We start from the raw sequence: 25,802 nt of genomic DNA, 5'->3' as shown, positions 1-25,802 counted from the left end.
GATTTGAAGCCGTAGTTCGAAGCCAAAAGTGATACCGTTAATCATGGTTGTATTCTTGACGTGAGTGAGTGTTAGAGAGTGTTTGAAATCCAGAATAAATGCGGGTAATGGTGGTGAACCAGCATGCGCCGCCGAATAGATAAGCTACTAAGGCAAAATGTTGAGGAAAAAGACAAAACAGGACGAAACAAGCAATCGTTTCCGTACCCTCAGTCAAGCCTGACATGTAATACAGTGATTTATGCTTGTAGATAGGGCTGTGGATGTTTCGCTTGCTGGCCATCACGGCGAAGGCAAGAAAGCTGCTTCCCGTACCGATAAAAGAAAAGATCAAAAAGGCGCCAGCTACCGCATTGTGCTCAGGTGAAGCCAGCACAAAACCAAACGGGATGAGCGAGTAAAACAGAAAATCTAAACTGATATCGAGAAATCCTCCCGCATCGCTGACCCCTTGAATTCTTGCCAACGCACCATCAAGGCCATCTGCTATTCGGTTTAGTATGATGAAAATTAATGCCAGCGTGTACTGCGAGAAAGCAAGTGCAGGAAGTGCACAGCAACCTAAAGCAAAACCCCAGAGTGTCGTTTGGTTCGCTGTAATGCCTAAGCGATGAAGCCCTTGAGCTGTTTTCTCTAGTGGCCAACGAATGATTTTGACACTAAATCGATCAAGCATGTGCGCTCTCCCATGAGCAGGTTAAAATGCGGCTGTTAGGCGGAACATCGTCTTTATCGTGCGTGACCATCAAGGTCGGAATGCCTTCGGCGACCAGTTGATTGAAGACCCAATCCCTAAATTGGATCCGCAGTGCTTTATCTAACTTACTAAATGGTTCATCCAATAGTGCCAGTTTAGGTTGAGTCAGTAGCATGCGAGCTAAGCTAATACGTGCTCGCTGCCCCCCAGATATCTGTTCTGGGTAAGCATTGGCAAGAGGTTCGAGAGAAATTTTCTGTAATGCTTTTTCTGCTTGAGACTGCCGTTCATGGCCTTTTACCGAGTTGGGCAAGGCAAAAGCCAAATTTTGCCAAACCGTCAGATGTGGGAAGAGCAGATCATCTTGAAATAAAATACCGACTTGCCGCTGATGTGCAGGCCGCAAAGTGATGTCGACACCGTCCAGTATGACTCTGCCTTGGAAGCTAAAATCCCTCCCCAAATGACCCGCAATTACATTAAGTAGCGTTGATTTTCCACAGCCGCTCGGCCCCATTAAGCTGACAATTTCACCAGGGGAGATGGTGATATTTAAATCCGATAAGAGAGCTTCACCATTTTGTTTATGGATGGCGAGGTTTTCGAGGCAGAACGTCATGAGTAATGGCTTCCTTACGGGCAGTTTTTTTAACGATAGGGTTCATGGTACGGCGATGAGTTTGTAGGCGGCTGATCACAATCGCCAAGGTGAAAAAAATTAAAGGAAGTAGGGCTTGCCAAATGGCATAGATGGCGGTGACTCTGCGGTCAAAGCCACTCGAGAGCGCAACGGCTTCGGTAGTAATAGTAGCGATCCTTCCTGCGCCGAGCATCAAAGTCGGCAAATATTGCGCTAAGCTCACACTCATTCCAACCGCTGCCGCGTAAACGATGGCTGGCAAGAGTTGCGGCGTTTTAATTTGCCAAAATACTTGCCACGGCGTTTTTCCTAAACTTAACGCTGCTTTAGTCAGGTTTTGATTGTAGCTTTGCCACGGGCCATCCAACGCAAGGTAGACAAAAGGAAAGGCGAAGAATACATGTGACCATGTAACCCAAAGCCAATACTGATCGCTGGCTAAAAAGAGTGTGGCGATCTGCATGCCAAATAACAGTGAAAGTTGAGGAATGAGCATTGGCAAGGCGATCAAATAACTGGGTAAATGACGCTGATATTTGAGCTTATACTCATGAGCGAGTAGAGATAACACCAGCGCAATCACAGTGCTGAATAGCGCTAATTGTACGCTTTGATAAATGGTTGGTGCGATATTCCACCATTCGTTGTCCCAAAAACGGGCACTGAACTGGCTGGGCCATAAGTCTGGAAAGCGCCAACGTTGTGCAAAACTCCAAATCACCATTAAAGGCAACATCAGCAGAGATAAGGTAATGATGAATAAAAACAGTGATTTTCCTGGCAAGGAAAGCGCATAGCGGCCTGAGTATTGCCAGCGTTTGTAGTGTTGCGTCGAACACTTTTCGATGAAGAGAACGATCAATAACATGGCGCTTGCAAGTATAAACAACAGAACGGCGCCAGCGGCGGCGCGAGGAATTAAGGCTAAGTTAGGGTCACTAAACCACTGCCATACCAATACTGCAAACGTTGGTGGATTATTGGGGCCTAAAATGAGCGCCAAATCGACAACGGATACGCCGTAGGCAATCACGGCAAAGAGGGCAAACCGCAGTTTATTTAACCACTGTGGGAAGATCACTTTTAGCCATAGTTGGGGTTGAGAATAACCCAGCGAAGCCGCTGCTTGTTGCAGTTTATCAATGTTTAATTGCTGCAAGATGGGGATGCTCATCAGCAGTAAAAAAGGAACTTCTTTAAGTGCTAACGCTAAGGTTAACCCGACTGCGTGAGGGTTGCGTACTAAAAGTGAAGCGCCATCTCCCATGAATGAGGTTCCAAACAGATGATACAAAAGGCGATCCGTCATGCCGCTTGGCGAGAATAAAAAAGCAAAACCAATGGCAAAAGCGACGTGAGGCATAGCCAGTAGCGGTGACAAAGCGTTCTCTACTTTTGACCAGTGACGGCTGTGCCATAATGATTGCAATATCACAAAGCAGATCGCTGCGGCGAGATAGGTACTGATTAACGCAGAACCTATGCTAAGTAGTAGAGATTGCCCGACTCCCGACCATTGTAAGATGGCGATGTAGCCATCTAGAGAAAAGTGGTGCAAGCCAACGGGAGGAATATAGCCCAATGAGGAGAGTATGACCCCAAGTAGGCCGGGAACAACTGGGGCAATACAGATGACAATAATCAGCAAATAGCTTGCTCTAAACATCGGGCTTTATCTCAGTCTCTTTAGTGGCCGTAGCGTTGTTGCCATTCGGCTTCAAGCGCCGTTTGCCAACTTGGATGTGGCTCGGCGATTGATTTAAACAGCTGAGTTTTCTTAGCGCTGCCACTTAAGAACTCATTTTGTAATACCGATGGATCTCCCCAAATGGAAAGATCTCCTTTACGAGATTGTGCTTCCGGACTGAGTAAGAAATTGATCGCAACCAATGCGCCTTCTTTGGCGCTAGCATTCCAAGGAATGGCGAGAAAATGAATGTTAGAAAGAGCCCCTGTTTCAAACGCGTAGGAGCGGGTAGAGGCCGCTAGCGTTCCATTTGCTTGAGCGGAAAAAACAGCATTGGGGTTAAAGTTGATGGAAAGATCAAGCTGACCATCATCAAGCAATTGCAGCATTTGAGCGGAACCGCTGGGAAACTGCTTGCCTTGACGCCAGGCCACAGGATGAAATTCATCAAGATAGCGCCAAAGAGGTGCTGTCACTATGGCAAAATTTTGTTCATCCACAGGCTTAGACAGGGCAACATCGTTCTCTGTTAGTTCAATCAATAAGGCTTTAAGGAAACTGGTGCCATGAAACTCAGGAGGACGAGGGTAACTAACACGATTCGGAAACGCCTTTGCGTAGCTCAACATTTCTGAAAATGAACGGGGTGGGTTATTGAGCTTTTCCTGATCGTAAATAAACACCAGTTGTCCTACACCCCAAGGCGCTTCAAGGCCAAGAGTCGGCTCTGAAAAATCTTGATCGATCGGCAGTGAGGAATCAACATATTGCCAGTTAGGTAAACGCTCCGTAAATGGACCATACAATAAACCATTATTTTTCATGGACTTAAAGTTTTCACCATTAATCCATACTAGATCAACACTGCCATTATTATTTTTAGCGGCCGCCTTTTCTGCAATAAGCCGTGTTGTTGTCTCGGCAATATCGGTCACTTTCACCTGTTTTAACTCGATACCGTAGCGATCTTGAAGCTCGTTGCCTGCCCAGCGGATGTACTCATTAATCTCTTGGCTTCCTCCCCACGCGTGAAAGTAAACGGTTTGTCCTTTAGCTGCATCTATGGTTTGTTGCCAAGTTTGCGCTGACGCGGAAAGTGCGAAGGCACACGTGCAGAGTAAGGTGATGAGCTTTTTCATAATTATCCTTAAAGATCGCTTTATTCAGTGACTTAGTGAATAGACCGGAGATATTTCCATGTTCATTCATTATGAACGAAAAAAAACAAAAGATCTGAATTGGTGAGAAAAAGCAGAAGTCGCAGATAGGTGAATGATGTGTGAGGTGGTCTACGGAAATGGCAGCCTGATGGAGAAGACTGCCATGAGAAGAATGACTGAAATTAATTTACCCAATCACGTAAAGTAAAGGTGAGCGTGTGAACCTCATTTTTAAGCGTTAGGCTGTCTTTAGTCAGGTTGATCTCGCTCCAATCTGACAATGTTTGAGAAAACGCCTGCTCGGTATCCATGACATCACCGATACACATCATCATGGTCATGCCCATTTTTTCGATGCGGAATTGGTTGTCTTTTAGCTCGGCTTGCCCAAAAAAGTTATTGCAACCTGCGTTACCGCTAGCCATCATCTTTTCGCCGATTTCTAATCGCGGTGCTTTTTGTTTGTCATTATTGACCACGTCCTTGCCATCAATTTGCACTAGTTGCCAATTGTGATGCTGCAAATCTTGAGCGGTAATACTTTCTACATCACCATTACTTGCACAGGCACTCACCAATACCGGTAGCGAAATTGCGGCTAGCCATTTTTTTGAACTAAACTTCATCGTATTAGACCCTAGAATTTGGAAAACGCGCATAGTATATAAAATTGAGTACTGTTTTTGTCAGTATAAGGTGATTGTTTTATATGCGTCACAGTTTGCAATCAGGAAGTGACACACGTTACTCTTATGTGGCGGACATTAAATTGGAAAAATAATTGAGTAACCATGGAGCAACTCGAATTTTTTAAAGTGCTGAGCCCTTGTATCGGTGTATGTTCAGTTGATGACAAAGGTTATTGCCAAGGCTGTATGCGTAAAAGGGAGGAGCGTTTTAACTGGCTCTCAATGACTGCTGCGCAGCAACTGCATGTCATAAAATTATGCCAACAGCGCTATAAGCGGAAAAAACAGAAACAACAAGCGCAAAACAACGCAGATTCCGAGCCAGAAACGAACCCGCAGCGCGATCTGTTTTAATCAATTACTTCATTCCCCAAAAATCACTGACCCAACCACCAGCATGTTCATCAAAATGATTACCGTGAAAACGTTTATTCACATCGGGTTGTTCCATGTTGGGTTTTTCTGTCAGAAGCTGTTGAATATAGTTCGCCATTGGATCCGTACGTTGGTGCCGCGTTACAACATCTTTTATCAGTTGTAATCGATAAGTGGAACTTGCGCGTTTCATTTCTATAACCTCCATTGTTGTGGTAACCAATAGAAAAAATAGAAGCGATCCAGTACAGCGTCAATCAAAGATCTGCTTAAAATTTGATCAATTTTGTGATTAAAAATTAACCACCTGATTTGGCTCGATTAAAGCTCTTTAAGCCATAGAATCTATTTAAAGAGAGATCGCTCTCGAAATATTGTGATTGCTTTTTAGTGTTGCAACCGAATGAGCGACCCCATCACATAAACATATTTATAAAATCAATAATATCCACTCTGTTTTAATGAAAGCCTGTTTATACGTATGAGTATGTTATGAAACTAAAAATTGTTACTAGCGCAATACTTGCTTCTATTGCCGCTTCTTCTTTCGCTGCTGATGGCGATATTCATCAAGTTACCATTCTTGGTACTTCCGATATTCACGGGCATTTTATGCCATGGGATTATGCTGCTGACAAACTGAATATGCAGGGGAGCCTAAGTCAAATCGCCACCAAGGTTAAACAGATACGAGAGCAAGATAAAAACGTTATTTTAGTGGATGCGGGAGATACGATTCAGGGAAACTTTGTTGAAACGTTTAAGCATGAAGCCGTAGACCCTATGATGCTCGGTTTTAATGAGATGAACTACGATGTTTGGGTGCTGGGTAACCATGAGTTTGATTTTGGTTTATCGGTATTAAATCGCTCCCTGACTCAATTTAAAGGCCGAGCGTTAGCCGGAAATATTCAGAGGCCCGATGGCAATCCATTCTTACCCGCCGCAACAATTATTGAAAAAAATGGCGTCAAGATCGGTATTATTGGAATGGATACTCCGATGACACAAGTGTTTGCTGAAGGCACTAATCGCCTTGAAGGCATGAGCTTCACTAACCCAACACTTGAAGTGAAAAAAGTGATTGGGCAGATAAAAAATGATGTCGATGCGATCGTTTTGGTTGCGCACATGGGGCTGGATAACGAAAACGACATCAAAGATACGGGCGTATCTGATATTGCCAATGCTAACCCGGAAATCGATGCCATTGTTGCTGGCCACATGCACACTAAAATTGATAAAGCGACGGTAAACGGTGTCATCATTACCGAGCCTGACAAATATGGACGCGTTTTATCTCGAATCGATTTCCAATTTAAAGAAAAGGATGGCAAATACACGCTCGTTCATAAAGACAGCTTCAATTACCCTATAAAAGGTGTTGATTCTGATTCGAAAATGGAAACGCTGTACGCACCTTATCATCAACGCTTACGAGAAAATGCCAATCGCGAAATTGCGATACTTGACGGAGTCGACTTGGTTCCTGATGATGAAATACGCGGTATCCCTCAAGTGCATATTCAAGATACCGGCATCAGTGCGCTGTTTCAGGAAGCCAGTTTTTTCTACGCGCCAAAAGCAAACGTGATCGCACTGCAAATTGATAATGACCAAGCTCAACTTGATACTGGCCCAATCAAAGCAAAAGATATCGCGTTTAACTATCAATATGCTGGTGGTGAAATTACGGTTTACCAAATGACGGGTAAAGAGCTGCGCACCTACATGGAATGGGCCGCTGGGTATTTCAATTCCGTCTCGCCAGGCGATGTGACTTATAGCTTTGATCCAAAGCGGCGCGCATCGAAATACTCAACCAATGATTTTTTTGCGGGTGTCACTTACACCATTGATCTTACTCAACCTGCGGGTAAGCGAATTAAAGATCTGCGTTTTGCTGGTGGACAACCGATTGATGATACTAGTGATATTCGGTTGGGTATGAATAGTTACCGAATGGGGCATTTGACGCAGAAAGGGGGTAGCCTTGAAGGGCGGTCATTCCCGATTCTTTTTGACTCGGAAGCGGAATATGGCGAAGAGGAAGGAACTATTAGAAACCTAACGATCCGCTATCTCACCCAAGAGAAGCAAGGCCGCTACGAAGGGAAACCAATGCAACGTTGGAAGCTGGAAGGTTTGCAAGGGTATGAATCGGAACGTGCCATCGTGAAAGCTCTAATTAATAGTGGCCAAATTGATGTACCAAGTAGTGATGATGGGCGTTATAGCAATATCGCCTCGATCAATGTTAAAGCACTGCTCTTTACCAATAAGGCCGCGGCTGAAGAGGCGATCAATGCGCGTATTTTGCAAAGTAGCCAAGCTTCTGATGCTGAAAAACAGCGTATCAATCGAGATATTGTATTGCTCAAGGCATTGAATGCTAATGTTTTAGATTAGCTAAAGTTTTAAATTAACGGTTAAGGCTCTGGCCAAAAGTCAGAGCCTACTACTTTAACGACTAACTCATCAATAACCAGAATCCAACGCCTATCATCAATGAGCCTGAAATACGGTTCATTAGACGCACATTTTTTGAATGCCCTAGAGCTCGTTTTAACCCCTTGCCACCTGTTGCGTAAAGTGTCATGCAGACAAATTCTGAGACCATGATAATGGACACCAGCAGTAATAGTTGAGGTGCAAGTGGTACTTCACTATTAATAAAAGGCGGAAGTAGGGAGATCATAAACGCCCAGCCTTTAGGGTTAGCAATCGCGGTCACAAAACCTTGCATGACAAGATCCCAGTCTTTGTTATGGGGAGTGACTTGTGAGTCGCTACTGAGGGCGAGCTTGCCTTTTGAGCGCCACATCTGAATGCCTATATAGCCAAGATAGATGGCACCGATGGTTTTGAATCCGGTAAAGAGCCAAGGGTAATTGAGCATAATCGAAGCCATCCCCACAACGGCTGCGATGGAAACGAACGCCACACCGACGATCTCTCCCATCATCATCCATAAAGTTCGGCGATAACCAATACTCATCCCAAGACTCAGTGCCAATGTCATGCACATACCTGGAGTAATCGAAACAAAAAAGAATGTTGGTATAAATGCCAGAAGTAAAGTACTGCTCATTAATCAATCCGTGTTGAGAGACAAGAGCTCTAGCATACACATTAATTACAATCTTCACTATTTCACTTTGCTGTGCAATTGACGACAGTGCTACTTACGGATTGAAACCAATAAAGATGACCGTTTGGGATGATGAAGCATAGATAGGATGCACAGGGATGAAAAAAGCCGCATTGCTGCAGCTCTTTCGTTGTTATGACTTACTTCTTACGATTTTTTAGTCGATTCATCATGTTCAAACGACGTTCTGCTGAGGCTTGATCCGGCTTTTCGTCATTTGGGTTGTTACGACGGCCTTGGCGATCTTTGTACGCCGCTTTTGTGTGAAGTTTTTCAATGTAGGCATCACGCTGTTTAGGTTCATAACCTGGCTGTTCAACACGGCGGATGCGTTGTTGGATAAGGTTTTCAACCTGAACAACAGTCAACTCTTCTTCGCGGCTGACAAATGAGACAGCATGTCCCTGTTTGCCAGCACGACCAGTACGACCTATGCGGTGTACATAATCTTCGGCGAGAAATGGCATGTCATAGTTAACCACGTGCGGTAGGTCGACGATATCTAAACCACGTGCAGCCACATCGGTCGCAACCATGACACGCACTTTGCCTTCTTTAAATTCTTCAAGAGCGCGTCGACGTGCACTTTGTGCTTTATCGCCATGACATAGCACGGCCTTGATGCCATCCAGTTTCAGCTCTTTAACCACTTCATTAGCCGTCTCTTTATAGTTCACAAATACTAAGACTTGTTGCCAATTTTTGCGGCCAATCAGTTCAGACAGCAGTTCCGTTTTACGCTCTTGATCGACAGGGTAAACCACATGCGCCACTGTTGCGGCCGTGGTATTGGCACGATCGGCATTAATGCGCTTGGGTTTGCGTAAAATATCGCCCGCCAGTTGGTTAAGCTGAGTGGATGTAGTGGCCGAGAACATCATGATTTGCGGTGAGGTTTCTACTTCCAGCATGATTTTACGCACGGGATTGATGAATCCCATATCTAAAATTCGATCTGCTTCGTCGAAAACCAAAAACTCAAGGTTGGCGAGTGAAACATTACCTTCACTTAAATGTTCTTCTAATCGGCCAGGGGTCGCGACCAAAATGTCCACACCCATTTCAAGCTGACGAACTTGAGAAGACATTTTATTTCCACCGTAGACAGCAGCGACACTGAGTTTGGTGTACTTGACGTAGTCTTTAATGTTCTGGGCAATTTGTGCCACTAATTCACGCGTGGGTGCCAAAATTAAGCCTCGCGCTGTTTTAGGCGAAGGTTGCTTGCCGCTATCTAACAGATGTTGAATAACGGGCAGTGCGAATGCTGCGGTTTTGCCTGTGCCAGTTTGCGCCGTTGCAAAAATATCATGCCCTTTACGAGCCTCGGGAATGGCTTGTCGCTGAATGGGGGTAAGTTTTTCATAGCCGCATTCAGTAAGCGCTTTAACAAGTTCAGGTGCAAAACCTTGAGATGAAAATGACATTTAACGGGTTCCTTAAGCAGACAGCCTACAGTTCTTAATTTTAGCCGTGCACTATATAGGATTTAGAGTGATTTATCTCACGTTTATCGTGATCAGTGATAAATTTCCCACATTATTTACCAATTGTATTTGAGTTCACAAATGAGATGAATTGGTGATTCATAGCGGTTGCCTATCTTTCTATTATGTTTTTACTTCAGAAGCCGATAATAAATGGTAGACTCTCAACACTTGCGTAGCATCATGATGACGCAGAAGTAATTAACCTTGATAAAGGATGCATAGACGCCATGGACAATGCAGATTTTGTACAGAAACGGCAATATTACCGCTTAAAGTATCCAAAGCGGGCAAGACCTACCGTAAAAATTGATGATCAGCTATTCCATGTCTGTGAAATATCAGAGCAAGGCATTCGTATTTCAATGCCGAGAGTGACTACCTTATATTGTGGTCTATCGATGTCTGGTACGGTGCAGCTACGCAGCAACAATACAGTCAAAATTGCAGGTCAAGTACTGCGCTTTCAACAAGATGAAGTCGTGGTTCAACTATCCAATGGTCCTGCTTTTAAGCACATGGTTGAAGAACAGCGTTATATTCGCCAAAGATACCCGTCTTACTTCTCGTCTTTACGTTCTGCTTAAATCAAAAACTGTCTGCGTTGAAACGAGCGGTGCGTGCTTCTGCGATTGTGCAGTGCGTGATGTGCATAAGTTCGGCGAGAGTGATTGATGGGTTTTGTTTAACAAGCCTTACCAACTTGGCTGATTTGGGTTCAAGCTGTTCCTGATATTCTGCCAGTTTGTCTTTGAGTCTCGTTATTAAAAATTGCATTACCAGTGAATCAAGTTCTCTGAGCCGATTTGCCAATAATTCAAGTTGCGTTATCTCACCACTGATTTGCCAATTTCTGGAACGTCGTATTCGTTTCAGGTCGCACTGATATTCTCTCGCCAGCATTTTTGCTTTTTTCGCATTTTCTCCACCAAGCCGATGAATCAATGAGGGGAGGGAAATCGTGATGATCATAATAGCCATGTTCTTGTTTGAATGACTTTCCGTTATAACACGGTCTTATAAAACGGTGAAACCCCGATAGTTGGTAGCTATCGGGGTTTCGAATTTTTAGATTTCTCGGATGGTAAGGCCGATAGTCTTTATGCAAAAGGTTGGATTTTATCCAACTAATTCCTTGGTAGGAAATTAGATGCGGATGAAGTCCATGTGCTCAACTTTTGGCTTGAACACGTGACGTTGAACGTCTTGTGGCTTAACTTTTACTTCTGCGCCATCAATTACTAGAGTAATTGCTTCGTAGAATTCTGGTTTGTCCATTTGGTTGATCACGTCAGAATGATCCAGTGCGATAGCAACTGGCGCTGCTTCACCACCGTAAACAACTGCTGGGAATTGGCCCGCGTGACGTAGGCGGCGGCTCGCACCTTTACCTAGTTCAGTACGTACTACTGCTTCGAATTTCATAGTTTTTACACTCAAATTAGTAAAAATAAACTTCACATCTGCAATGCGACCTTGCTGATGTGGTATAGCTTTGATAGTGAATCAATGATTACTAACAAAACGAGCGCGGATACTAGCACTCTATCTAAGATGGGGCAATAGAAAATCCCTTGCAGCATCGATTTATTGCAGTGTTACGAAGGACCGTGACAGTCTTTATTGTTTAATGTCGAGTTCGATTTCGTCCATTAAACCGAACGAAAAGTTAGCACCGCTTTTAACCCCCCCATGGTGCTAGTCGATAGGGTTAGCGTACCGCGATAACTGTGCGCCATTTCACTGACAATATTCAACCCAAGCCCAGATCCAGAGGTTGTTTCGTCTAAGCGCACGCCACGTTGTACCGCTTTAGCCAGATCTTGCTCAGCAATACCTGGGCCATCGTCTTCAATGTGGATTTCTACCCAGCCTTCTTCTCGATTTTTTGCGTGAACTCGAACCAAAGAAGCTGCCCATTTGTAGCTATTTTCCAGTAGGTTGCCGAGCATCTCGTCGAGATCGGTTGGGTCAACGGCAACCTCTAGATCAGAATCCAACTCATTAACTAACGTGATTTCACGCTGTGCGTAAATTTTGTCAAATGCCATAGAAATAGCATCTACCCGTTCGCTTGGATTGGCTTTTACCGCAAGAATATTCATTGAGCCAGCCATGCGCGCGCGGCCTAGATGGTAGTCAATCTGCTTTTGTAACTGTTCAATCGGTGTTCTGAGTTTCTGCTGTTGTGCGAAATCAAGATGATCGATCTCATTGCGCAGTACAGAAATCGGTGTTTTTAAAGCGTGAGAGAGATTGCCTGCATGATTACGTGCACGTTCAAGCAATTCTTGATAGTGGAATAACAGTGCATTCAAATCATTGACTAACGGAAAGACTTCTTTTGGGTACTCGTCACTGAGACTGGCTTGTTGACCTTTGCGCAATGCGGCCAGCTCTTTTTGCATTTTCCCTAGCGGCCGTAATGACCAACTGACTTGCAAGCCAATCAGCACCAATACACCACTGAAGAGCAGACCTAGTATCATCCACAATTGGCTAATTACGCTGTTTAAAGTGTCTTGTAATGGCGCTTCATCAAGACCGATGGTAATGGTGATAGGAGAAGGGAAATCTGGTAAGTAGATGATTTGTTCAATGACGATCAGTTTTTCATCTCTTGCGCCTTTGACGATGCTTTTCAAGCCATGTTTTTCGCTGATAAGGCGCTTATCCCACAATGAGCGAGAACGAAGCGATTGATCATGGCTTGAGGCCGTCCAATAAAGGCCGCTGTAGGGTTGGCTAAAACGAGGGTCTGAAAGGCGCGACGACAGTACTAGATTTCCTTGCGGTGTCGCTTCCAAGTTCGCCGTGATTTCATCCATCGCTAAGCGTAGCTGACTTTGCACATCATTGACTAGGTAGTCTTTGATCAGTGTGGGAATGCCAATTCCCGCCGCTAAAATCATGGTACCTAACCAAAACGTTGCCGCGAGCAGTAAACGACTTTTTAAACTGAGGCGCTTTAAGGCCGAGGTTTTATTTTGCATTAAGCTGGTATCCCAGTCCTCTCACGGTTTTGATAATGTTGTTATTGATTTTTTTACGGATGCGGCCAATAAACACTTCGATGGTGTTGGAGTCTCTATCGAAATCTTGTTTGTAGATGTGTTCCACCAGTTCAGTCCGTGAAATGACTTTGTCGGCATTGTGCATGAAGTAGGCAACCACTTTGTATTCCAGTGCCGTCAAGCTCACCGCTTGACCTTGCCACATCACTTTAGAGGTTCGAGTATCAAGGCTTAAGTCACCGATTTGCATCACAGGGGAAGCGTTACCTGATGCTCGGCGCAGTTGTGCGCGGATACGAGCGGTTAATTCCACCATCTCAAATGGTTTGGTGAGGTAATCATCCGCTCCTGCATTTAAGCCCTCGACTCGTTGAGTCAAACCGTCTCTTGCACTGAGGATCACAATGGGCGTATTGATGTTTTCATCTCGAATGCCTTTCAATACGGTGAGCCCATCGAGCTTGGGTAAACCGAGGTCAAGCACAATCACATCCCACTCTTCTGATGTGGCGCGATAGAGTGCATCAATGCCATCTTGTGATAATTCAGGCACCCAGCCGGTCTGTTCAAGCGCTTCTACAATTTGTTCCCCAAGACGAGGATCGTCTTCGACTACCAATATTTTCATGGTTATTCTCTATTTTTTGATGATGTCGCGTAGGTTCCTGCCACGAATAGCCATTAGTTCTAATGTGCTTGCATTATATTCTACGCGGATAACTCGGTTGTCATGCATCAGTTTTAATTCGTAGACCCATTCACCATCATCTTCATCTAACTCTACTTTGATAACTCGACCATTGAGTTCTTTATCTATCGTGGCATAAAGCTCAGACAATGGATGAATTAAACCTTTTTGAACTGCCGCGTAGACCTCGTCTTGATCCTCATCAATCTCTACCTTGGTTCCTGGCTTATAAGTGTCTTGAACCCAATCGTGTACATCACTGCTCGCAGCTAAAGTGGGTAAGGATAATGATGAGAGCAGCAGTAAGCGTGCGAAAGCTTTACCCTTTTTGAACAACATGTTGCGCCCCCTGTAAATAATAAGATGAACAGAGTATAAATAACCTTACATGAATAGAAAGTGAATCATCGGTTTTGTAGCTCATCTTCAAAGATCTTATCGCGCATTTTCCAAAATCGTCTCACTTTTCGCGCAATGACAAATTGTGGTGGACGAAAACGGTGTTGATGAGCCACCACTTTGCTTGGTGAAGATTGATCAAAAGGGCGATGCTTATCGGCTAGGTGTGGTCGCACAAATTGGTCGTGGAACACCTGTTTCTGTTTCTTGGTGGTTAGTGGCCAAAATTCGTGGACTTGCGCATCGTTCTCACCACGATAGGTAACGCGCAGTTGCGCTTTTCCACTTGCATCTTTATGTACATTCAAATCCATTTCGATACATTCAAAAACCAATGCATCTTTGAGATTGAGTGCTTCTTTGAGCTTTTTATCAGGGTCAACCAGTGTTGTGTCACATTCATGGCAGATACGTGCGGCGATATCGTTGTCAGCCCCGCACTCACCGCAATATTTTGCTCTAAAACGGTAACCACAGTGTTCTCGTTCGCCACTTTCTTCGTCTGTAAAATAGCCTTGGCAACGTCGACCATAGTGTTCAAGCAAAAAACCAGCGGCATCGAGTTTACCCCAAAAGTTGTTATTAAAACCGCAGGCCGGACAGGGAATGGTAATAATTTCACTGTTGGGATCGGGCTTTGGCTCACCGACTTCTGGTTGATAAAGATCATAGTTATTGCCCGCATAATCCAATACCAAACATTCGGTTTTTCCTGCAGATAAGCGTAGCCCACGCCCGACAATTTGCTGATATAAACTGATGGACTCGGTGGGGCGTAAAATCGCAATCAAGTCAACATGCGGAGCATCAAAACCTGTGGTCAATACCGACACGTTAACTAAGAATTTGATTTGGCGCTGTTTAAACTGCTTGATGATGGTGTCGCGCTCAGGGGGCGGCGTGTCACCAATGACGATGGCAGTTTCGTTATTGGGCAGTAATTGCACAATTTCTTGGGCGTGGCGAACGGTGGCCGCAAAGATCATTACTCCCTGTTTTTGCTGTGCTAGTTGGATGATTTGTTGAACAATCTGTGGTGTGGCACGTTTCGATTGCTCAATCACCATGTCGAGTTCGGCTTCTTTGTAGCGCCCGGTATTGGCGGGTTTTAGCTGCGAAAAATCGTAACTGAGCACGGGGGCATCAACCATTCGCGCTGGCGTTAAAAAAGCTTCATCGAGCAGATAACGGATCGGTAGCTCAAAAATACAGTCACGGAAGAAGCGAGGCTCCTCACTGCGCACTTGGCCGCGAGTGTGGTATTGATAAATCCAGCCCATGCCTAAACGATAAGGCGTAGCGGTTAACCCCAACACTTTAATCCCCGGGTTGAGCTCGCTTAAATGGGTGATCACCTTTTGATAGCTACTACTTTTCTCATCCGGTACGCGGTGGCATTCATCAATCACCAGTAATGAAAATTGATTTTTAAAGGCATCTAAATTGCGCACCACGGATTGTACCGAAGCAAAGACGACCTGTTGATCGGTCTCTTTTCGTCCTAAACCTGCCGCAAATACCGCGCCTTGCAAACCGTAGCCCTCATATTTGGCATGGTTTTGCTCTACCAGTTCTTTCACGTGCGCTAGTACTAAGACTCGTCCTTTGGCAAGCCTTGCCAGCTCAGCAATAACCAAACTTTTTCCTGCCCCCGTCGGTAGTACAATTACGGCGGGCGTAGTGTGATAACGAAAATAGTGGATCACGGCTTTGACCGAGTCCGATTGATAAGGACGAAGTGTGTACATAACTCGCGTTTTCTCTTGTTGAACGCTGGATAAAAACAGTGAAATAGATCAACTATTTCATTTTAGCTGCGTATAATACCTGACTTGATTTAGATGAGGTAATCATGCGGTTAGATAAATTTTTGTGTGATGCGTTAGGTGCGACACGTAAAGAAGCCACCAAGATCATCAAAAGTGGTGATGTCACAGTAAATGGTAAGACGCAGAAAAGTGGTTCATTGCAGGTGACGCAGGAGTGTGAGGTGGAGTGGCAAGGTCGTGAGTTAATCTTGCATGGCCCGCGCTATATCATGTTACACAAACCCGCTGGCTACGTTTGCTCACATGAAGACGGCTTCAATCATACGGCATTTATTTTGCTCGATGAAGTGAATGTTCAAGACTTGCATTTTGCAGGACGTTTGGATGTCGATACCACAGGTTTGGTTCTGATCACCGATGACGGCCAATGGTCTCATCGCATTACCTCGCCAAAACACAAATGCGACAAAACCTACCGTGTCTGGCTTGCCGATCCTATTGAAGCGAATTATGTCGAACAATTCTTAACGGGCATTGAACTGCGTAATGAGCGTGAGCCAACCTTGCCTGCGCAATTGGAAGTCGTCGGTGAGAATGAATGTTTACTGACCATTCATGAAGGCAAATACCATCAAGTTAAACGCATGTTTGCTGCTTTAGGCAATAAAGTGGTTGGCCTTCACCGTGAGCGCATTGGTCATATTGTGCTAGATGAGGCACTAGAGCCCGGTGAATACCGTTATTTGACTGACCAAGAAGTGGCTTCTATTGGGGCTTGAACGACCTAGCTTTACTGCAACTTCATTCCTTATTTATCTGGAGAACTATGACTTCATCTCAACCTGTTACAGCGAATAATACGCCGCACATTAGTTTTTTACTCTTCTTAGTCTTAGGCGCAATTGGCGCATTAACGCCGCTGGCGATTGATATGTATCTGCCAGCCATGCCAGCGATTGCTAAAGATCTCGGTGTGAGTGCTGGAGCGGTACAAATGACGCTGACTGCTTATACCGCTGGTTTTGCGATAGGCCAACTATTGCATGGCCCGCTGGCCGACAGTTATGGCCGTCGCCCAGTGCTGCTGATCGGCGTATTACTGTTTGGTATTGCTGCCACTGTGAGTGCGACTACGCAAGGTATTGAAGCGTTAACGTATGTTCGCGCTGCGCAAGGTTTTGCTGGAGCAGCGGCGGCTGTGGTTATTCAAGCGGTGGTGCGTGATATATTTGATCGCGAAGATTTTGCCCGCGCCATGTCTTTTGTCACCTTAGTGATGACCGTTGCCCCGTTAGCTGCGCCGATGATTGGCGGACACTTGGCCATTTGGTTTGGTTGGCGTTCGATATTTTGGGTGTTGGCTATTTTTGCCGCGGTGGTGATTGCTCTCGTGGTTTGGAAAATTCCAGAAACACTCAGTGCAGAAAATCGTCAACCGCTGCGCTTTCGAAATACCATTCGCAACTATGTGCAGTTAAGCCGTAACCCAGTCGCGATGGGGCTTGTTTTTTCTGGTGCTTTCTCTTTTGCTGGTATGTTTGCCTTTTTGACCGCAGGCTCTTTTGTCTATATTGATATTTATGGAGTCGATCCTGATCAATTTGGTTACCTGTTTGGCCTCAATATCGTCGCGATGATTATCATGACCAGTTTAAATGGTCGAATGGTGAAACGAGTCGGTTCCCACGCCATGCTACGCTTTGGTTTGTTGATTCAGTTGTGCGCAGGTATCGGGCTATTTATCGCGTGGTTACTCAACCTTGGTTTATGGGGCATTGTGCCTTTTGTGGTGCTTTTTATTGGTACATTGTCAACGATAGGCAGTAATTCAATGGGATTATTGTTAAGTGGTTATCCGAAAATGGCGGGTACCGCTTCTTCACTGGCTGGAACGTTGCGTTTTGGCACAGGCTCAGTGGTTGCAGCGATTGTCGCGATGATGCCTAGTGATGTTGAGTGGCCGATGATTGTGGTCATGACGGCGTGCTCGGTACTTTCATCTCTTTTTTATTGGACATTAGGAAGAAAGGCGTAATGTCAGAGTATTACCTCGAAATTCAACGTGTAGTGAATACAGCGCTGCAAGAGTTAACAGCAGAACACCAAGCGAATAAGCTGGTGAATGCGCCTTTAGCTAATAATCACTTTTTGGTGCATTGGGTGAGTAAGGCATTGAAAGCACAACGCTTTCATCGCTGTGTGGTGGATGATTTAAATCGTTGGCAGAAAGCTGGACGTTCGAAAGGCAACCAATCTGAATTACTGTTTATCTTCAAACGCATCTCAGCATTTTACGGTAAGTTTTTTGCGCAAGACGCGGATAACATCATTACCGATAAGAAAATTGACGCGTTTTTGGAATTCATGGAAGCGGCTCACTGGGAGGTGACAACATGTGATCCATTGGTGAATGAAGGCAAATTACAGCTTTTTACCGATGGGCAAAACTCATTGGCTTTGTGCGCAAATCAGTGTGAATCATGCTTTGATGGTGAACTGCTCGTGAAGCCGATGAACTGGTTTGTGCGGGGCCATCATGCTGATTTCGTCGAAAAGGCCAGCAGTGCTGGCTTTATGGTGCACAAACGTACCGATTATAAGTCGAATGTGAAATATCATGGTGAGTATTTGATATACCCAAGCAACCATGGCGTGCAATTGGCTGAAATTCCATTAGGCTTTCCTATTGATTAGTATGGAATTGAAACCCAATAAGTTGCAGAGCTAGCGATTTCGCTAGCTCTTTTTTTGTGCCTTTTTGACGATGGCTTTGACCATGCCATTAAAAATAAAAAGGTGGGCAGGCATCATCGCGAACCAGTAAAGTAACCCTAAGAATCCTTTGGGGTGCCACCATGCGGTCACATTGAGTTCTCGCGTTTCGCCTAGATCTTTAATGGTAAATTCCAATCGCCCTAATCCTGGGCCTTTCATCCCAAAAAGAAGAGACAAAAACTGTTGAGGTTGGCAGCGGATCACTTTCCACGAATCAATAAAATCGCCAACTTGCAGTTCCGGGCCACAAGGGGAGCGGCGCACAGGTTTGCCACCACCGAATAAAAGATCTAGCCATTCGCGTGTACGCCATAGTGCATTGGCAAAAAAATAGCCTTCTTGGCGGCTGCCTATGGTTCGGATAACATCCCATAAAGCCTCAGCAGAGGCGCTGGTCTGAATCGTTGCTCCTGCCTGTTTAGGATAGTAGCCAAAACCGGGTTGCCAACGCTGTAGGGCACTTGGATCAAATCCCCACACCTGCGAGCGTGTAAATTCCCCTTCATGTTCGATTATTTTGGTGACAACGTCACGATATGAGATCAGTCTTTGAGGATAGCGTGCTTCAATGGCTTGTGAGTCGGCAATGTAATCATGATCTAAACCGGCAAGTAGTGCTCTGCCAATATTAGAGGGGACGGAGGTGACAAGACCTAGCCAGTAAGAAGCCATTTTTGGGGTTAATAGTGGGGTAGACCATAACCGAAAAGGTTTCTGCGTTGCCTGACAAATAATGGCAAATTGTTCGCGGTAGGAGAGGGTGTCAGGCCCACCGACTTCAAACAATTGGTGTGCAACGGGCTGTTCATTAGCTAATTCAAGTAGATAATGATTGAGGTTTTCTAGCGCTATCGGATTTGCTTTGGAATCAACCCATTTGGGAGTGATGAGCATCGGTAAGTTGTAAACAAAATCACGCATGATTTCAAATGCGGCTGATCCCGGTCCAAGAATGACACCGGCTCTTAACTCGGTCACTGGTACAGGACTTTTCCTAAGTAGATCGCCGGTCATTTTCCGTGCTTTGAGGTGCTCTGAGTTTCCGGTTTGTGGCTGAATCGCACTTAAGTAGATCAGGTGTTTGACTTGGCTAACCTCAAGGGCTTGTTTAACGTTTTCCGCTAACGACAATTCATAGTCGACGAAATCATGTCCTTGCGCCATACCGTGCACTAAAAAATAAACCAGTTCAAATTGTGGGATAAGCGCAAGTGTCGCCTCTTTATCGGTAAGGTCTAAATAACGCAAGGTAAGGTTGGGATGAGATATGGCACGTGAGGTTAAGTCGTCAATGTGCCTAGCTGCGGCCGTTACTTGAAAACCTTGCGCTAATAGCAAAGGTAACAGTTGTGAGCCGACATAGCCTGATGCGCCGAGTACTAACACTTTTTTCATGACGGTCCCTTCAAATAAGATGGTTAGATTATGCTCACAGACGTATAATAGCGACTTCATTTTTTCTGTGCTATCAATGTGTTGAATTTGAGGTGATCGGTTGTCTGTTTTTTCGCAAATCATGCTACATACAAGAGGCGATTTTTTCCGTCGCTTAATGGCTATCGCTCTGCCGATCACCTTGCAAAGTATTATGTTTTCTAGCCGTGGTCTAGTGGATGTTTTGATGCTAGGGCAATTAGGTGAGGCTGAAATTGCTGCGGTAGGCGTTGCCGCTAGAGCAACTTTTGTCACCACCATCATGCTAGTGGGCGTGACAACCGGAGGCGCACTGTTAACAGCTCAGTATTGGGGCGCAGGAAACAAACAGGGCGTGCGAGAAAGTACCGCACTTACGTGGTTAGTCGCTAACCTATTTGCTGTCATGACGGTGGTACTATTTTTACTGTTTCCAAGTCAAATTATGGCACTAACCACGGATTCCGAGACCGTTAATGCGCTAGGTAGCCAATATTTGGTTATTACCTCACTCAGTATGTTTGCTGTAGCTTGCGTCAGTAGTACGGCAGTAGGGTTGCGAGCGATGCATAAACCAGGGCTCAGCACGTTTTTTAGCGGTATTGGTATTGTTTCAAACGTGTTTTTAAACTGGGTGCTGATTTTCGGCAAATTGGGTTTTCCCGCAATGGGAATTGAAGGTGCGGCGATTGCTACCGTGCTAAGTGGTTTTATTGAAGTCGCGTGTTTATACGGTTACCTCTATGCTAAGAAACATCTGTTAGCGTTTGGAATTGACGATATCCGAGCCATCATTGAATGGCCTACCATTTCTCGTTTTTTGAAGCTTTCGTTGCCAACCACCTTTAATTTCCTTGCATGGGCAGGCGGTTTATTTGCCTACCATGCCATCATGGGGCAGAGTGGTGTGCAAGGCTTAGCGGCGTTATCGGTGATGACGCCAGTAGAATCGATTTCATTGAGTTTACTTATTGGGATGTCGAATGCGGCTGCGGTTTTAGTCGGTAACCAACTTGGCGCTAAGCAGTACGATGCCGTTTATTATCAAGCCTTGGGCTTAACTATCATCAGCCTTCTTGTGGGCGTGGTTGTCGCTGCTGCTTTGTATGTGGTGCAGATCCCTATCCTGAACTCTTTCACCGCCTTGACGGATGAAACCCGTGCTTTATCTGAAGAGTTTATCGTGATACTGAGCCTTGGCATCATTTTACGTTCCATTCCAATGACGGTGATTGTTGGCGTGTTGCGAGCTGGCGGTGACGTAAAGTTTTGTCTTTATCAAGATTTAGTCGCGCAGTGGCTGATCGGTATTCCGTTAGCCGCATTTTGTGCGATTGTGCTTGGGGCTAAGCCTGAAGCCATCTATTTATTGTTTCTCGTTGAAGAATTGATTAAATGGGGCGGTTCTCTTTATCGAATGAAAAGCAAGAAGTGGATGCGAAATTTGATTGAAAATTAGACACAACGCAGTCAGGTGGTGCAATTTGATGCACATAATGTGATCCGGTATCCAAAATGCTTTCTACTGCAGGAGAATTAGTGTAGATTCACAATCCAATTTTAGTCGATTGCGAGCGATTTGATGTTACAGCTGACCAACCTGTGTAAAGGCTATCTAGATGGCGATGAATTTCATCCCGTGCTACAGGGGGCAGAGTTAACATTAAACCGAGGCGACCAAATCGCATTGATGGGTGAAAGTGGTTCGGGTAAGAGTACATTACTCAACCTTATTGCCGGATTAGATATTGTCGATTCTGGCGAAATTTGGTTTCCAAGTTTTGCCATGCATGACACGTCAGAAAGTAAGCGTACCGCTTATCGCCGAAATAACATTGGTCATATATTTCAGCAGTTTAATCTTCTTCCCACCCTCAATCTCGCGGATAATATTCGCTTTTGTCGTCAGTTGAAAGGAATGCCGGAAGACCAAGGTTTACTGCGTCAAATTCTTTCTTCGCTTGATTTAATGCCGTTGCTAGGCCGATACCCTGAAGAGGTTTCTGGTGGGCAGCAGCAGCGTGCTGCGATCGCGCGCTCCTTGTACATGGAGCCTAAGATTTTATTAGCAGATGAACCAACCGGTAGTCTTGATGAGCGTAATGCCGAGGCGGTGATGCGTTTATTGACGACCTTAACTCGCCAGTTGGATTGCACGTTATTATTGGTGACGCACAGTGAAAAAGTCGCGCAGCATATGGATGGTCGCGTACGTTTACAAGGAGGGTTGTTGCATGTTATGGCCCGTAGTTAAGGCGCTACTTGGTCATTATCGGCGTTATCCTTTACAAATCATCCTAGTATGGCTGGGTTTAACGCTTGGCGTTTCATTGTTGGTGGGAGTGACGGCCATCAACCAGCATGCTCGTCAAAGTTATGAACATGGCGAAAAGCTGTTTTCTAATCCATTACCTTATCGTATTCGTTCCAAGCATATTGCCAATAAAATCCCCCAAGGTTTCTATATTCAGTTGCGCCGTGATGGATTTTCTCAGTGCGCTCCTTTTGAAAACCATCGTTTGACGACAAAAAATGGCACGGATATTTCGCTGATTGGGCTTGATCCCGTCGCGATGTTGCCAACCAATAGCGGCCTTCCTCTATCGGAATTTTCGACAGTATCATTGATGAATCCGCCGTATCCTATTTTGGTGAGTGTTGATCTCGCTCGTCTCCAAGGTTGGCAAACGGGTGATTTTATCGTGCTTGATGATGAATCAAAGTTAGGTCCTATTCAGATCGATCAACAAGATCTCATCAACGGAACACGCGTTATTGCGGATCTATCCTTGGTGCGTATGCTCAAGAAAAGTTCGGGCTTATCTGTTATTGCTTGTGGTGATATGCCGCCAGAGAAACTGAAAAGACTAAAAGATAATTTACCTAATGGTTTGACGCTAGTCCGTAGTTCTCGCACTGAGCTGGAATCACTCACGCGTGCTTTTCATCTCAATCTCAATGCAATGGGTATGTTGGCATTTTTGGTCGGGCTATTCATATTCTACCAAGCCATGTCTTTATCTTTAATCCAGCGTCAACCTTTAGTCGGGTTATTACGGCAAGCGGGCGTTTCTGGCTGGCAGCTTACCCAAGCATTGGTGATTGAGTTGTTTGGCATGGTCCTGCTTAGCTGGATATGCGGTAACGGATTGGGGTTATTATTGGCCAATCAACTTATTCCAGCGGTTTCAGCCAGTTTGGGTGACTTGTATGATGCTAATGTCGGTTTATCGATTAGCTGGAATTGGCAGTGGAGTAGTTACAGTTTAGCCATGGCGTTGATTGGTGCATTTGCGGCGTGCGCTTGGCCCCTCGTCCGGTTGCTAAAATCGCAGCCTATTCGTCTTTCGGCTCGTCTCTCTTTGCTTCGATTTGCTGGCACAGAATTTCGCCTGCAAGCCCTTGTTGCTTGCGCATTGACTGTCGCGGCGATTACCGTGTATCAAGTTCCACAAACGCAACTTTCTGGTTTTGCAATTATTGCGTTGATGTTGCTCAGTGTTGCGCTGTTTACGCCTTATCTTATTTGGACGCTGTTCAACAGTTTTTCCTACTCACTCGCTTGGGTAAAAGCGCGTTGGTTCTTTGCCGATGCAGCCGCTAGTATGAGCTATCGCGGTGTCGCAACTATGGCATTTATGATTGCTATGGCGGCGAATATTGGCATTGAAACCATGGTTGGTAGCTTTAGAGACACTACTGAAAAATGGTTAAACCAACGTTTAGCGGCCGATATTTATGTCTATCCTACCAACAGTTCAGCATCAAGAATGAGCAGTTGGTTGAAAGCGCAGCCTGAGGTCAATGATGTTTGGTGGCGTTGGGAAAAAGATTTCGCCACTGACAAAGGTGCATTGCAAGTGGTCAGCACAGGTATCTCCGATGGTGAGTTAGACTCGTTGACGGTTAAACTCGCTGTTCCTAACTATTGGTATGATTTACACCATTCAAAGAGTTTGATGATCAGTGAATCCATGGCGCTTAAATTAGGCATTAAGCCTGGTGATTTTATTGACCTTTCTGAGCCTTTGGGCCAAAAGTGGCAAGTCGTGGGAGTGTATTACGATTATGGTAACCCTTACCACCAAGTCTTATTGTCACACCAAAATTGGTTATTTGCGTTTGCCAGTACGGGAAATGTTGCGCTAGGAGTGGTTTTGCACGAAGGTGTGAATGACCAAGGATTAAAGAAGCGACTAGAATCGGTATTTAGGTTGGGCCCTGAGCGGATTTTTGATAACAATCACATCCACACTCAAGCGATGCGGGTGTTTGATCGAACCTTTGCCATCGCCGATACGCTCGGGCGTATTACTTTGTTGATTGCCGTGTGTGGTATTTTCTTTGCTACGTTAGCCGGAGAGGTTTCCCGCCAGCGACATGTTTCGCTACTGCGTTGTTTGGGTGTTTCTGGTAAAGAGCTGGTGGTGATTGGCAGCTTGCAGTTGTGTGTTTTTGGGGCGATAGCGCTCGTGATTGCAATGCCGTTAGGGCTTGCACTCGCTCGTCTTGTGGTGGACATTGTGATTAAACAATCCTTTGGTTGGACAATCCAACTGCAGTTAATCCCCGGGGAGTATTTGAAAACGGCAGCATGGGCGATGGTGACCTTGATGTGCGCAGGTGCAATCCCGGTCATTCGTTTAGTCAGAAGGCCACCGATTAGCTCATTTAGAGACGCGTTATAAATGATGAAACGATACCTCGTACTTTTGTGCTCTTTGTTGATTGCTGTATTGTTCTGCCTCTATTCGTGGCACCAGTATTGGCAGGCACAGCAAACGATTTCAGAATATGCCGTTTCTGAAACAGCTTCTAAGCAAATGGATACATCATCAATATCGAAGGAGCACCCATTCGAGTTCGTGCTTCCTAATCGCCCGGTACGACTTCCTCAAGATTTCAATTTTCATCAAGGTTTTGAACATGAGTGGTGGCATTACTTTGCGAATGTCAGTGATGAACATGGGCAGCAATATGGGATCCAGTGGAGCTATTTTCGTCTCGCTAACGAAGCTCGAGATGCTAATGGATGGCTTAGTCCTCAGCTTTATCTTGCTTATGTGGTGATCTCTTCAAAGAATGAAGTCTGGCGTGAACAGCGGATTGCGCGGGGCGGAATTGGTCAAGCCGGCTTAGAATTAAAGCCGTTTAAAATGTGGATTGATAATTGGAACTGGCGCGCACCGGGGACGACTCCATTTCCTGGAGTATTAGATGTAGCGACGGACACGTTTTCACTCTCATTAAAAAATAACCTTTCCGGGCCATTTGTATTACCTGGTCAGCAGGGATACCAAAAAAAACATGATTCACTCTCTTTAGCCTCATATAGTCTCCAAGCACCGTTTTTGCAGGTCAAAGGTGTGCTCAACTTAGGTGTTAACTCTCAACCCATTCAAGTCACAGGTAATGCATGGCTGAGCAAGGAGTGGGGTAATAATCTACTGCCTAACGCTAAACAGGGATGGGATAAGTTGTTCGTTAAACTCGATAGCAAAACAACCTTATTGGTTAATCGCTATCGTTATTTTCAGCAAGAGCCCTATTTGTTTGGGGCAATTGTGAAAGATTCGGGCACCACGATCGCACTATCTGCTGATGAAATTGATTTAGTTCCTGTCGTTTCTGCCGCGTCGGAGAATGAGCGTGACATCCCGTTACAATGGGTGGTAAACATTCCTAAATATAATATTCATCTGGTGACGAAAGCGGTGAATCGCGATTTGTGGTCACCCTTTCTGATCCCTTATTGGGAAGGCCCCATTATCACCGATGGTAGTCATAAGGTGACGGGTTTCATGCAACTAACGAGCAACTAAGTTCAAATATTTGCGGAATCTAAAGGTCAAGTTGTT

The 25,802-nt window shown here is 45.1% G+C and carries 25 protein-coding genes; 10 read left to right on the top strand and 15 right to left on the bottom strand.

Translation table 11 applies throughout. The annotated features are described in order from the left end of the window. Window positions 1–37: 37 nt before the first annotated feature. The 5 genes from AACV32_RS05460 to AACV32_RS05440 all read right to left on the bottom strand — a co-directional run bounded on the left by AACV32_RS05460 (window position 38) and on the right by AACV32_RS05440 (window position 4,810). Window positions 38–676 carry a CDP-alcohol phosphatidyltransferase family protein gene (locus AACV32_RS05460; RefSeq protein ID WP_170894738.1) on the bottom strand — a complete coding sequence of 213 codons (639 nt, stop codon included), beginning with the start codon at window positions 674–676 and terminating at the stop codon, window positions 38–40. Then, complete coding sequence (locus tag AACV32_RS05455; RefSeq protein ID WP_170894737.1) at window positions 669–1,316, bottom strand: ATP-binding cassette domain-containing protein; 648 nt, start codon at window positions 1,314–1,316, stop codon at window positions 669–671. The genes AACV32_RS05460 and AACV32_RS05455 overlap by 8 nt, the downstream gene beginning before the upstream one ends. Next, the gene (locus tag AACV32_RS05450; protein ID WP_170894736.1) at window positions 1,282–3,003 is read right to left on the bottom strand and encodes an ABC transporter permease; all 1,722 of its coding nucleotides are present in this window, start codon (window positions 3,001–3,003) and stop codon (window positions 1,282–1,284) included. Before AACV32_RS05450 ends, AACV32_RS05455 begins: the two co-directional genes overlap by 35 nt. A 20-nt stretch (window positions 3,004–3,023) precedes the next feature. Beyond that, window positions 3,024–4,163, bottom strand: coding sequence for an ABC transporter substrate-binding protein (locus AACV32_RS05445; protein WP_064625074.1), 1,140 nt, complete (start codon window positions 4,161–4,163; stop codon window positions 3,024–3,026). A 203-nt stretch (window positions 4,164–4,366) separates the two neighbouring features. Then, window positions 4,367–4,810: an META domain-containing protein gene (locus AACV32_RS05440; RefSeq protein WP_026028018.1), complete on the bottom strand. Its 444-nt coding sequence runs from the start codon at window positions 4,808–4,810 to the stop codon at window positions 4,367–4,369. Between the two features lie 165 nt (window positions 4,811–4,975). Between AACV32_RS05440 and AACV32_RS05435 the strand changes: the two genes are divergently transcribed. Then, window positions 4,976–5,227, top strand: a complete 252-nt coding sequence (locus AACV32_RS05435) for a DUF1289 domain-containing protein (RefSeq protein ID WP_170894735.1) — start codon at window positions 4,976–4,978, stop codon at window positions 5,225–5,227. A 4-nt stretch (window positions 5,228–5,231) separates the two neighbouring features. On the opposite strand, the gene AACV32_RS05430 is transcribed toward AACV32_RS05435, so the two are convergent. Beyond that, window positions 5,232–5,441, bottom strand: coding sequence for a hypothetical protein (locus AACV32_RS05430; protein WP_026027723.1), 210 nt, complete (start codon window positions 5,439–5,441; stop codon window positions 5,232–5,234). Window positions 5,442–5,740: 299 nt separating this feature from the next. Here AACV32_RS05430 and AACV32_RS05425 point away from each other — a divergent pair, with 299 nt between their 5' ends. After that, window positions 5,741–7,657, top strand: coding sequence for a bifunctional metallophosphatase/5'-nucleotidase (locus tag AACV32_RS05425; RefSeq protein WP_170894734.1), 1,917 nt, complete (start codon window positions 5,741–5,743; stop codon window positions 7,655–7,657). 61 nt (window positions 7,658–7,718) lie between these two features. On the opposite strand, the gene AACV32_RS05420 is transcribed toward AACV32_RS05425, so the two are convergent. Together AACV32_RS05420 and AACV32_RS05415 are read right to left on the bottom strand one after the other, a co-directional pair. Beyond that, window positions 7,719–8,339: a LysE family translocator gene (locus AACV32_RS05420; RefSeq protein ID WP_170894733.1), complete on the bottom strand. Its 621-nt coding sequence runs from the start codon at window positions 8,337–8,339 to the stop codon at window positions 7,719–7,721. Window positions 8,340–8,539: 200 nt separating this feature from the next. Then, window positions 8,540–9,826: a DEAD/DEAH box helicase gene (locus AACV32_RS05415; RefSeq protein ID WP_026027722.1), complete on the bottom strand. Its 1,287-nt coding sequence runs from the start codon at window positions 9,824–9,826 to the stop codon at window positions 8,540–8,542. A gap of 290 nt (window positions 9,827–10,116) precedes the next feature. Here AACV32_RS05415 and AACV32_RS05410 point away from each other — a divergent pair, with 290 nt between their 5' ends. Beyond that, a complete protein-coding gene (locus tag AACV32_RS05410; RefSeq protein WP_017046184.1) occupies window positions 10,117–10,473 on the top strand; it encodes a PilZ domain-containing protein in 357 nt (118 codons plus the stop codon). Window position 10,474: 1 nt separating this feature from the next. On the opposite strand, the gene AACV32_RS05405 is transcribed toward AACV32_RS05410, so the two are convergent. The 6 genes from AACV32_RS05405 to AACV32_RS05380 form a co-directional block, all read right to left on the bottom strand. After that, the gene (locus AACV32_RS05405) at window positions 10,475–10,867 is read right to left on the bottom strand and encodes a ribosome recycling factor family protein (RefSeq protein ID WP_017047699.1); all 393 of its coding nucleotides are present in this window, start codon (window positions 10,865–10,867) and stop codon (window positions 10,475–10,477) included. 165 nt (window positions 10,868–11,032) lie between these two features. Then, a complete protein-coding gene (gene rplY, locus AACV32_RS05400) occupies window positions 11,033–11,311 on the bottom strand; it encodes a 50S ribosomal protein L25 (protein ID WP_010318386.1) in 279 nt (92 codons plus the stop codon). 227 nt (window positions 11,312–11,538) lie between these two features. Further along, on the bottom strand, window positions 11,539–12,879 hold the full coding sequence (locus AACV32_RS05395) for an ATP-binding protein (protein ID WP_013857021.1): 1,341 nt from the start codon (window positions 12,877–12,879) through the stop codon (window positions 11,539–11,541). Continuing rightward, entirely contained in the window at window positions 12,869–13,528 is a 660-nt protein-coding gene (locus tag AACV32_RS05390; protein ID WP_010318384.1) for a response regulator transcription factor, read from the bottom strand. The genes AACV32_RS05395 and AACV32_RS05390 overlap by 11 nt, the downstream gene beginning before the upstream one ends. A 9-nt stretch (window positions 13,529–13,537) precedes the next feature. Continuing rightward, entirely contained in the window at window positions 13,538–13,927 is a 390-nt protein-coding gene (locus AACV32_RS05385) for a PepSY domain-containing protein (RefSeq protein ID WP_010318383.1), read from the bottom strand. Between the two features lie 65 nt (window positions 13,928–13,992). Continuing rightward, window positions 13,993–15,735: a DEAD/DEAH box helicase gene (locus AACV32_RS05380; RefSeq protein ID WP_170894732.1), complete on the bottom strand. Its 1,743-nt coding sequence runs from the start codon at window positions 15,733–15,735 to the stop codon at window positions 13,993–13,995. A gap of 104 nt (window positions 15,736–15,839) precedes the next feature. Between AACV32_RS05380 and rsuA the strand changes: the two genes are divergently transcribed. Genes rsuA through AACV32_RS05365 form a run of 3 tightly spaced genes read left to right on the top strand, consistent with a single transcriptional unit; the run spans window position 15,840 to window position 18,450 of the window. Further along, entirely contained in the window at window positions 15,840–16,535 is a 696-nt protein-coding gene (rsuA, locus tag AACV32_RS05375; protein WP_017044313.1) for a 16S rRNA pseudouridine(516) synthase RsuA, read from the top strand. Window positions 16,536–16,582: 47 nt separating this feature from the next. Next, a complete protein-coding gene (locus AACV32_RS05370; RefSeq protein ID WP_170894731.1) occupies window positions 16,583–17,791 on the top strand; it encodes a Bcr/CflA family multidrug efflux MFS transporter in 1,209 nt (402 codons plus the stop codon). Then, window positions 17,791–18,450, top strand: coding sequence for a DUF2913 family protein (locus tag AACV32_RS05365; RefSeq protein WP_017049847.1), 660 nt, complete (start codon window positions 17,791–17,793; stop codon window positions 18,448–18,450). The genes AACV32_RS05370 and AACV32_RS05365 overlap by 1 nt, the downstream gene beginning before the upstream one ends. Window positions 18,451–18,492: 42 nt before the next feature. Here the strand turns inward: AACV32_RS05365 and AACV32_RS05360 are convergent, their stop codons facing one another. Then, the gene (locus tag AACV32_RS05360) at window positions 18,493–19,986 is read right to left on the bottom strand and encodes a DUF2867 domain-containing protein (protein ID WP_026028563.1); all 1,494 of its coding nucleotides are present in this window, start codon (window positions 19,984–19,986) and stop codon (window positions 18,493–18,495) included. Window positions 19,987–20,026: 40 nt separating this feature from the next. On the opposite strand from AACV32_RS05360, the gene AACV32_RS05355 reads away from it, so the two are divergent. The 4 genes from AACV32_RS05355 (at window position 20,027) to AACV32_RS05340 (ending at window position 25,766) form a co-directional block, all read left to right on the top strand. Next, the gene (locus tag AACV32_RS05355; protein ID WP_017049845.1) at window positions 20,027–21,403 is read left to right on the top strand and encodes an MATE family efflux transporter; all 1,377 of its coding nucleotides are present in this window, start codon (window positions 20,027–20,029) and stop codon (window positions 21,401–21,403) included. Window positions 21,404–21,526: 123 nt separating this feature from the next. Further along, window positions 21,527–22,198, top strand: coding sequence for an ABC transporter ATP-binding protein (locus tag AACV32_RS05350; RefSeq protein ID WP_017050900.1), 672 nt, complete (start codon window positions 21,527–21,529; stop codon window positions 22,196–22,198). Further along, the gene (locus tag AACV32_RS05345) at window positions 22,179–24,632 is read left to right on the top strand and encodes an FtsX-like permease family protein (RefSeq protein ID WP_170894730.1); all 2,454 of its coding nucleotides are present in this window, start codon (window positions 22,179–22,181) and stop codon (window positions 24,630–24,632) included. Before AACV32_RS05350 ends, AACV32_RS05345 begins: the two co-directional genes overlap by 20 nt. Continuing rightward, window positions 24,633–25,766: a lipocalin-like domain-containing protein gene (locus AACV32_RS05340; protein WP_170894729.1), complete on the top strand. Its 1,134-nt coding sequence runs from the start codon at window positions 24,633–24,635 to the stop codon at window positions 25,764–25,766. It begins immediately after the preceding gene. Window positions 25,767–25,802 lie beyond the last annotated feature (36 nt).

The sequence above is a fragment of the Vibrio sp. B7 genome, from assembly GCF_963888765.1.
Lineage (GTDB): Bacteria > Pseudomonadota > Gammaproteobacteria > Enterobacterales > Vibrionaceae > Vibrio > Vibrio anguillarum.
This window is presented reverse-complemented; position numbering and strand designations above follow the sequence as displayed.

Bases quoted from the DNA above. Each gene is read 5' to 3' on its own strand.
- AACV32_RS05370 (WP_170894731.1), top strand. From the start codon at position 16,583: ATGACTTCATCTCAACCTGTTACAGCGAATAATACGCCGCACATTAGT.
- AACV32_RS05345 (WP_170894730.1), top strand. From the start codon at position 22,179: ATGTTATGGCCCGTAGTTAAGGCGCTACTTGGTCATTATCGGCGTTAT.
- AACV32_RS05450 (WP_170894736.1), bottom strand. From the start codon at position 3,003: ATGTTTAGAGCAAGCTATTTGCTGATTATTGTCATCTGTATTGCCCCA.
- AACV32_RS05350 (WP_017050900.1), top strand. From the start codon at position 21,527: ATGTTACAGCTGACCAACCTGTGTAAAGGCTATCTAGATGGCGATGAA.
- AACV32_RS05420 (WP_170894733.1), bottom strand. From the start codon at position 8,339: ATGAGCAGTACTTTACTTCTGGCATTTATACCAACATTCTTTTTTGTT.
- AACV32_RS05445 (WP_064625074.1), bottom strand. From the start codon at position 4,163: ATGAAAAAGCTCATCACCTTACTCTGCACGTGTGCCTTCGCACTTTCC.
- AACV32_RS05360 (WP_026028563.1), bottom strand. From the start codon at position 19,986: ATGAAGTCGCTATTATACGTCTGTGAGCATAATCTAACCATCTTATTT.
- AACV32_RS05435 (WP_170894735.1), top strand. From the start codon at position 4,976: ATGGAGCAACTCGAATTTTTTAAAGTGCTGAGCCCTTGTATCGGTGTA.
- AACV32_RS05415 (WP_026027722.1), bottom strand. From the start codon at position 9,826: ATGTCATTTTCATCTCAAGGTTTTGCACCTGAACTTGTTAAAGCGCTT.
- rsuA (WP_017044313.1), top strand. From the start codon at position 15,840: ATGCGGTTAGATAAATTTTTGTGTGATGCGTTAGGTGCGACACGTAAA.
- AACV32_RS05455 (WP_170894737.1), bottom strand. From the start codon at position 1,316: ATGACGTTCTGCCTCGAAAACCTCGCCATCCATAAACAAAATGGTGAA.
- AACV32_RS05390 (WP_010318384.1), bottom strand. From the start codon at position 13,528: ATGAAAATATTGGTAGTCGAAGACGATCCTCGTCTTGGGGAACAAATT.
- AACV32_RS05440 (WP_026028018.1), bottom strand. From the start codon at position 4,810: ATGAAGTTTAGTTCAAAAAAATGGCTAGCCGCAATTTCGCTACCGGTA.
- AACV32_RS05405 (WP_017047699.1), bottom strand. From the start codon at position 10,867: ATGGCTATTATGATCATCACGATTTCCCTCCCCTCATTGATTCATCGG.
- rplY (WP_010318386.1), bottom strand. From the start codon at position 11,311: ATGAAATTCGAAGCAGTAGTACGTACTGAACTAGGTAAAGGTGCGAGC.
- AACV32_RS05385 (WP_010318383.1), bottom strand. From the start codon at position 13,927: ATGTTGTTCAAAAAGGGTAAAGCTTTCGCACGCTTACTGCTGCTCTCA.
- AACV32_RS05395 (WP_013857021.1), bottom strand. From the start codon at position 12,879: ATGCAAAATAAAACCTCGGCCTTAAAGCGCCTCAGTTTAAAAAGTCGT.
- AACV32_RS05410 (WP_017046184.1), top strand. From the start codon at position 10,117: ATGGACAATGCAGATTTTGTACAGAAACGGCAATATTACCGCTTAAAG.
- AACV32_RS05425 (WP_170894734.1), top strand. From the start codon at position 5,741: ATGAAACTAAAAATTGTTACTAGCGCAATACTTGCTTCTATTGCCGCT.
- AACV32_RS05460 (WP_170894738.1), bottom strand. From the start codon at position 676: ATGCTTGATCGATTTAGTGTCAAAATCATTCGTTGGCCACTAGAGAAA.
- AACV32_RS05340 (WP_170894729.1), top strand. From the start codon at position 24,633: ATGATGAAACGATACCTCGTACTTTTGTGCTCTTTGTTGATTGCTGTA.
- AACV32_RS05380 (WP_170894732.1), bottom strand. From the start codon at position 15,735: ATGTACACACTTCGTCCTTATCAATCGGACTCGGTCAAAGCCGTGATC.
- AACV32_RS05365 (WP_017049847.1), top strand. From the start codon at position 17,791: ATGTCAGAGTATTACCTCGAAATTCAACGTGTAGTGAATACAGCGCTG.
- AACV32_RS05430 (WP_026027723.1), bottom strand. From the start codon at position 5,441: ATGAAACGCGCAAGTTCCACTTATCGATTACAACTGATAAAAGATGTT.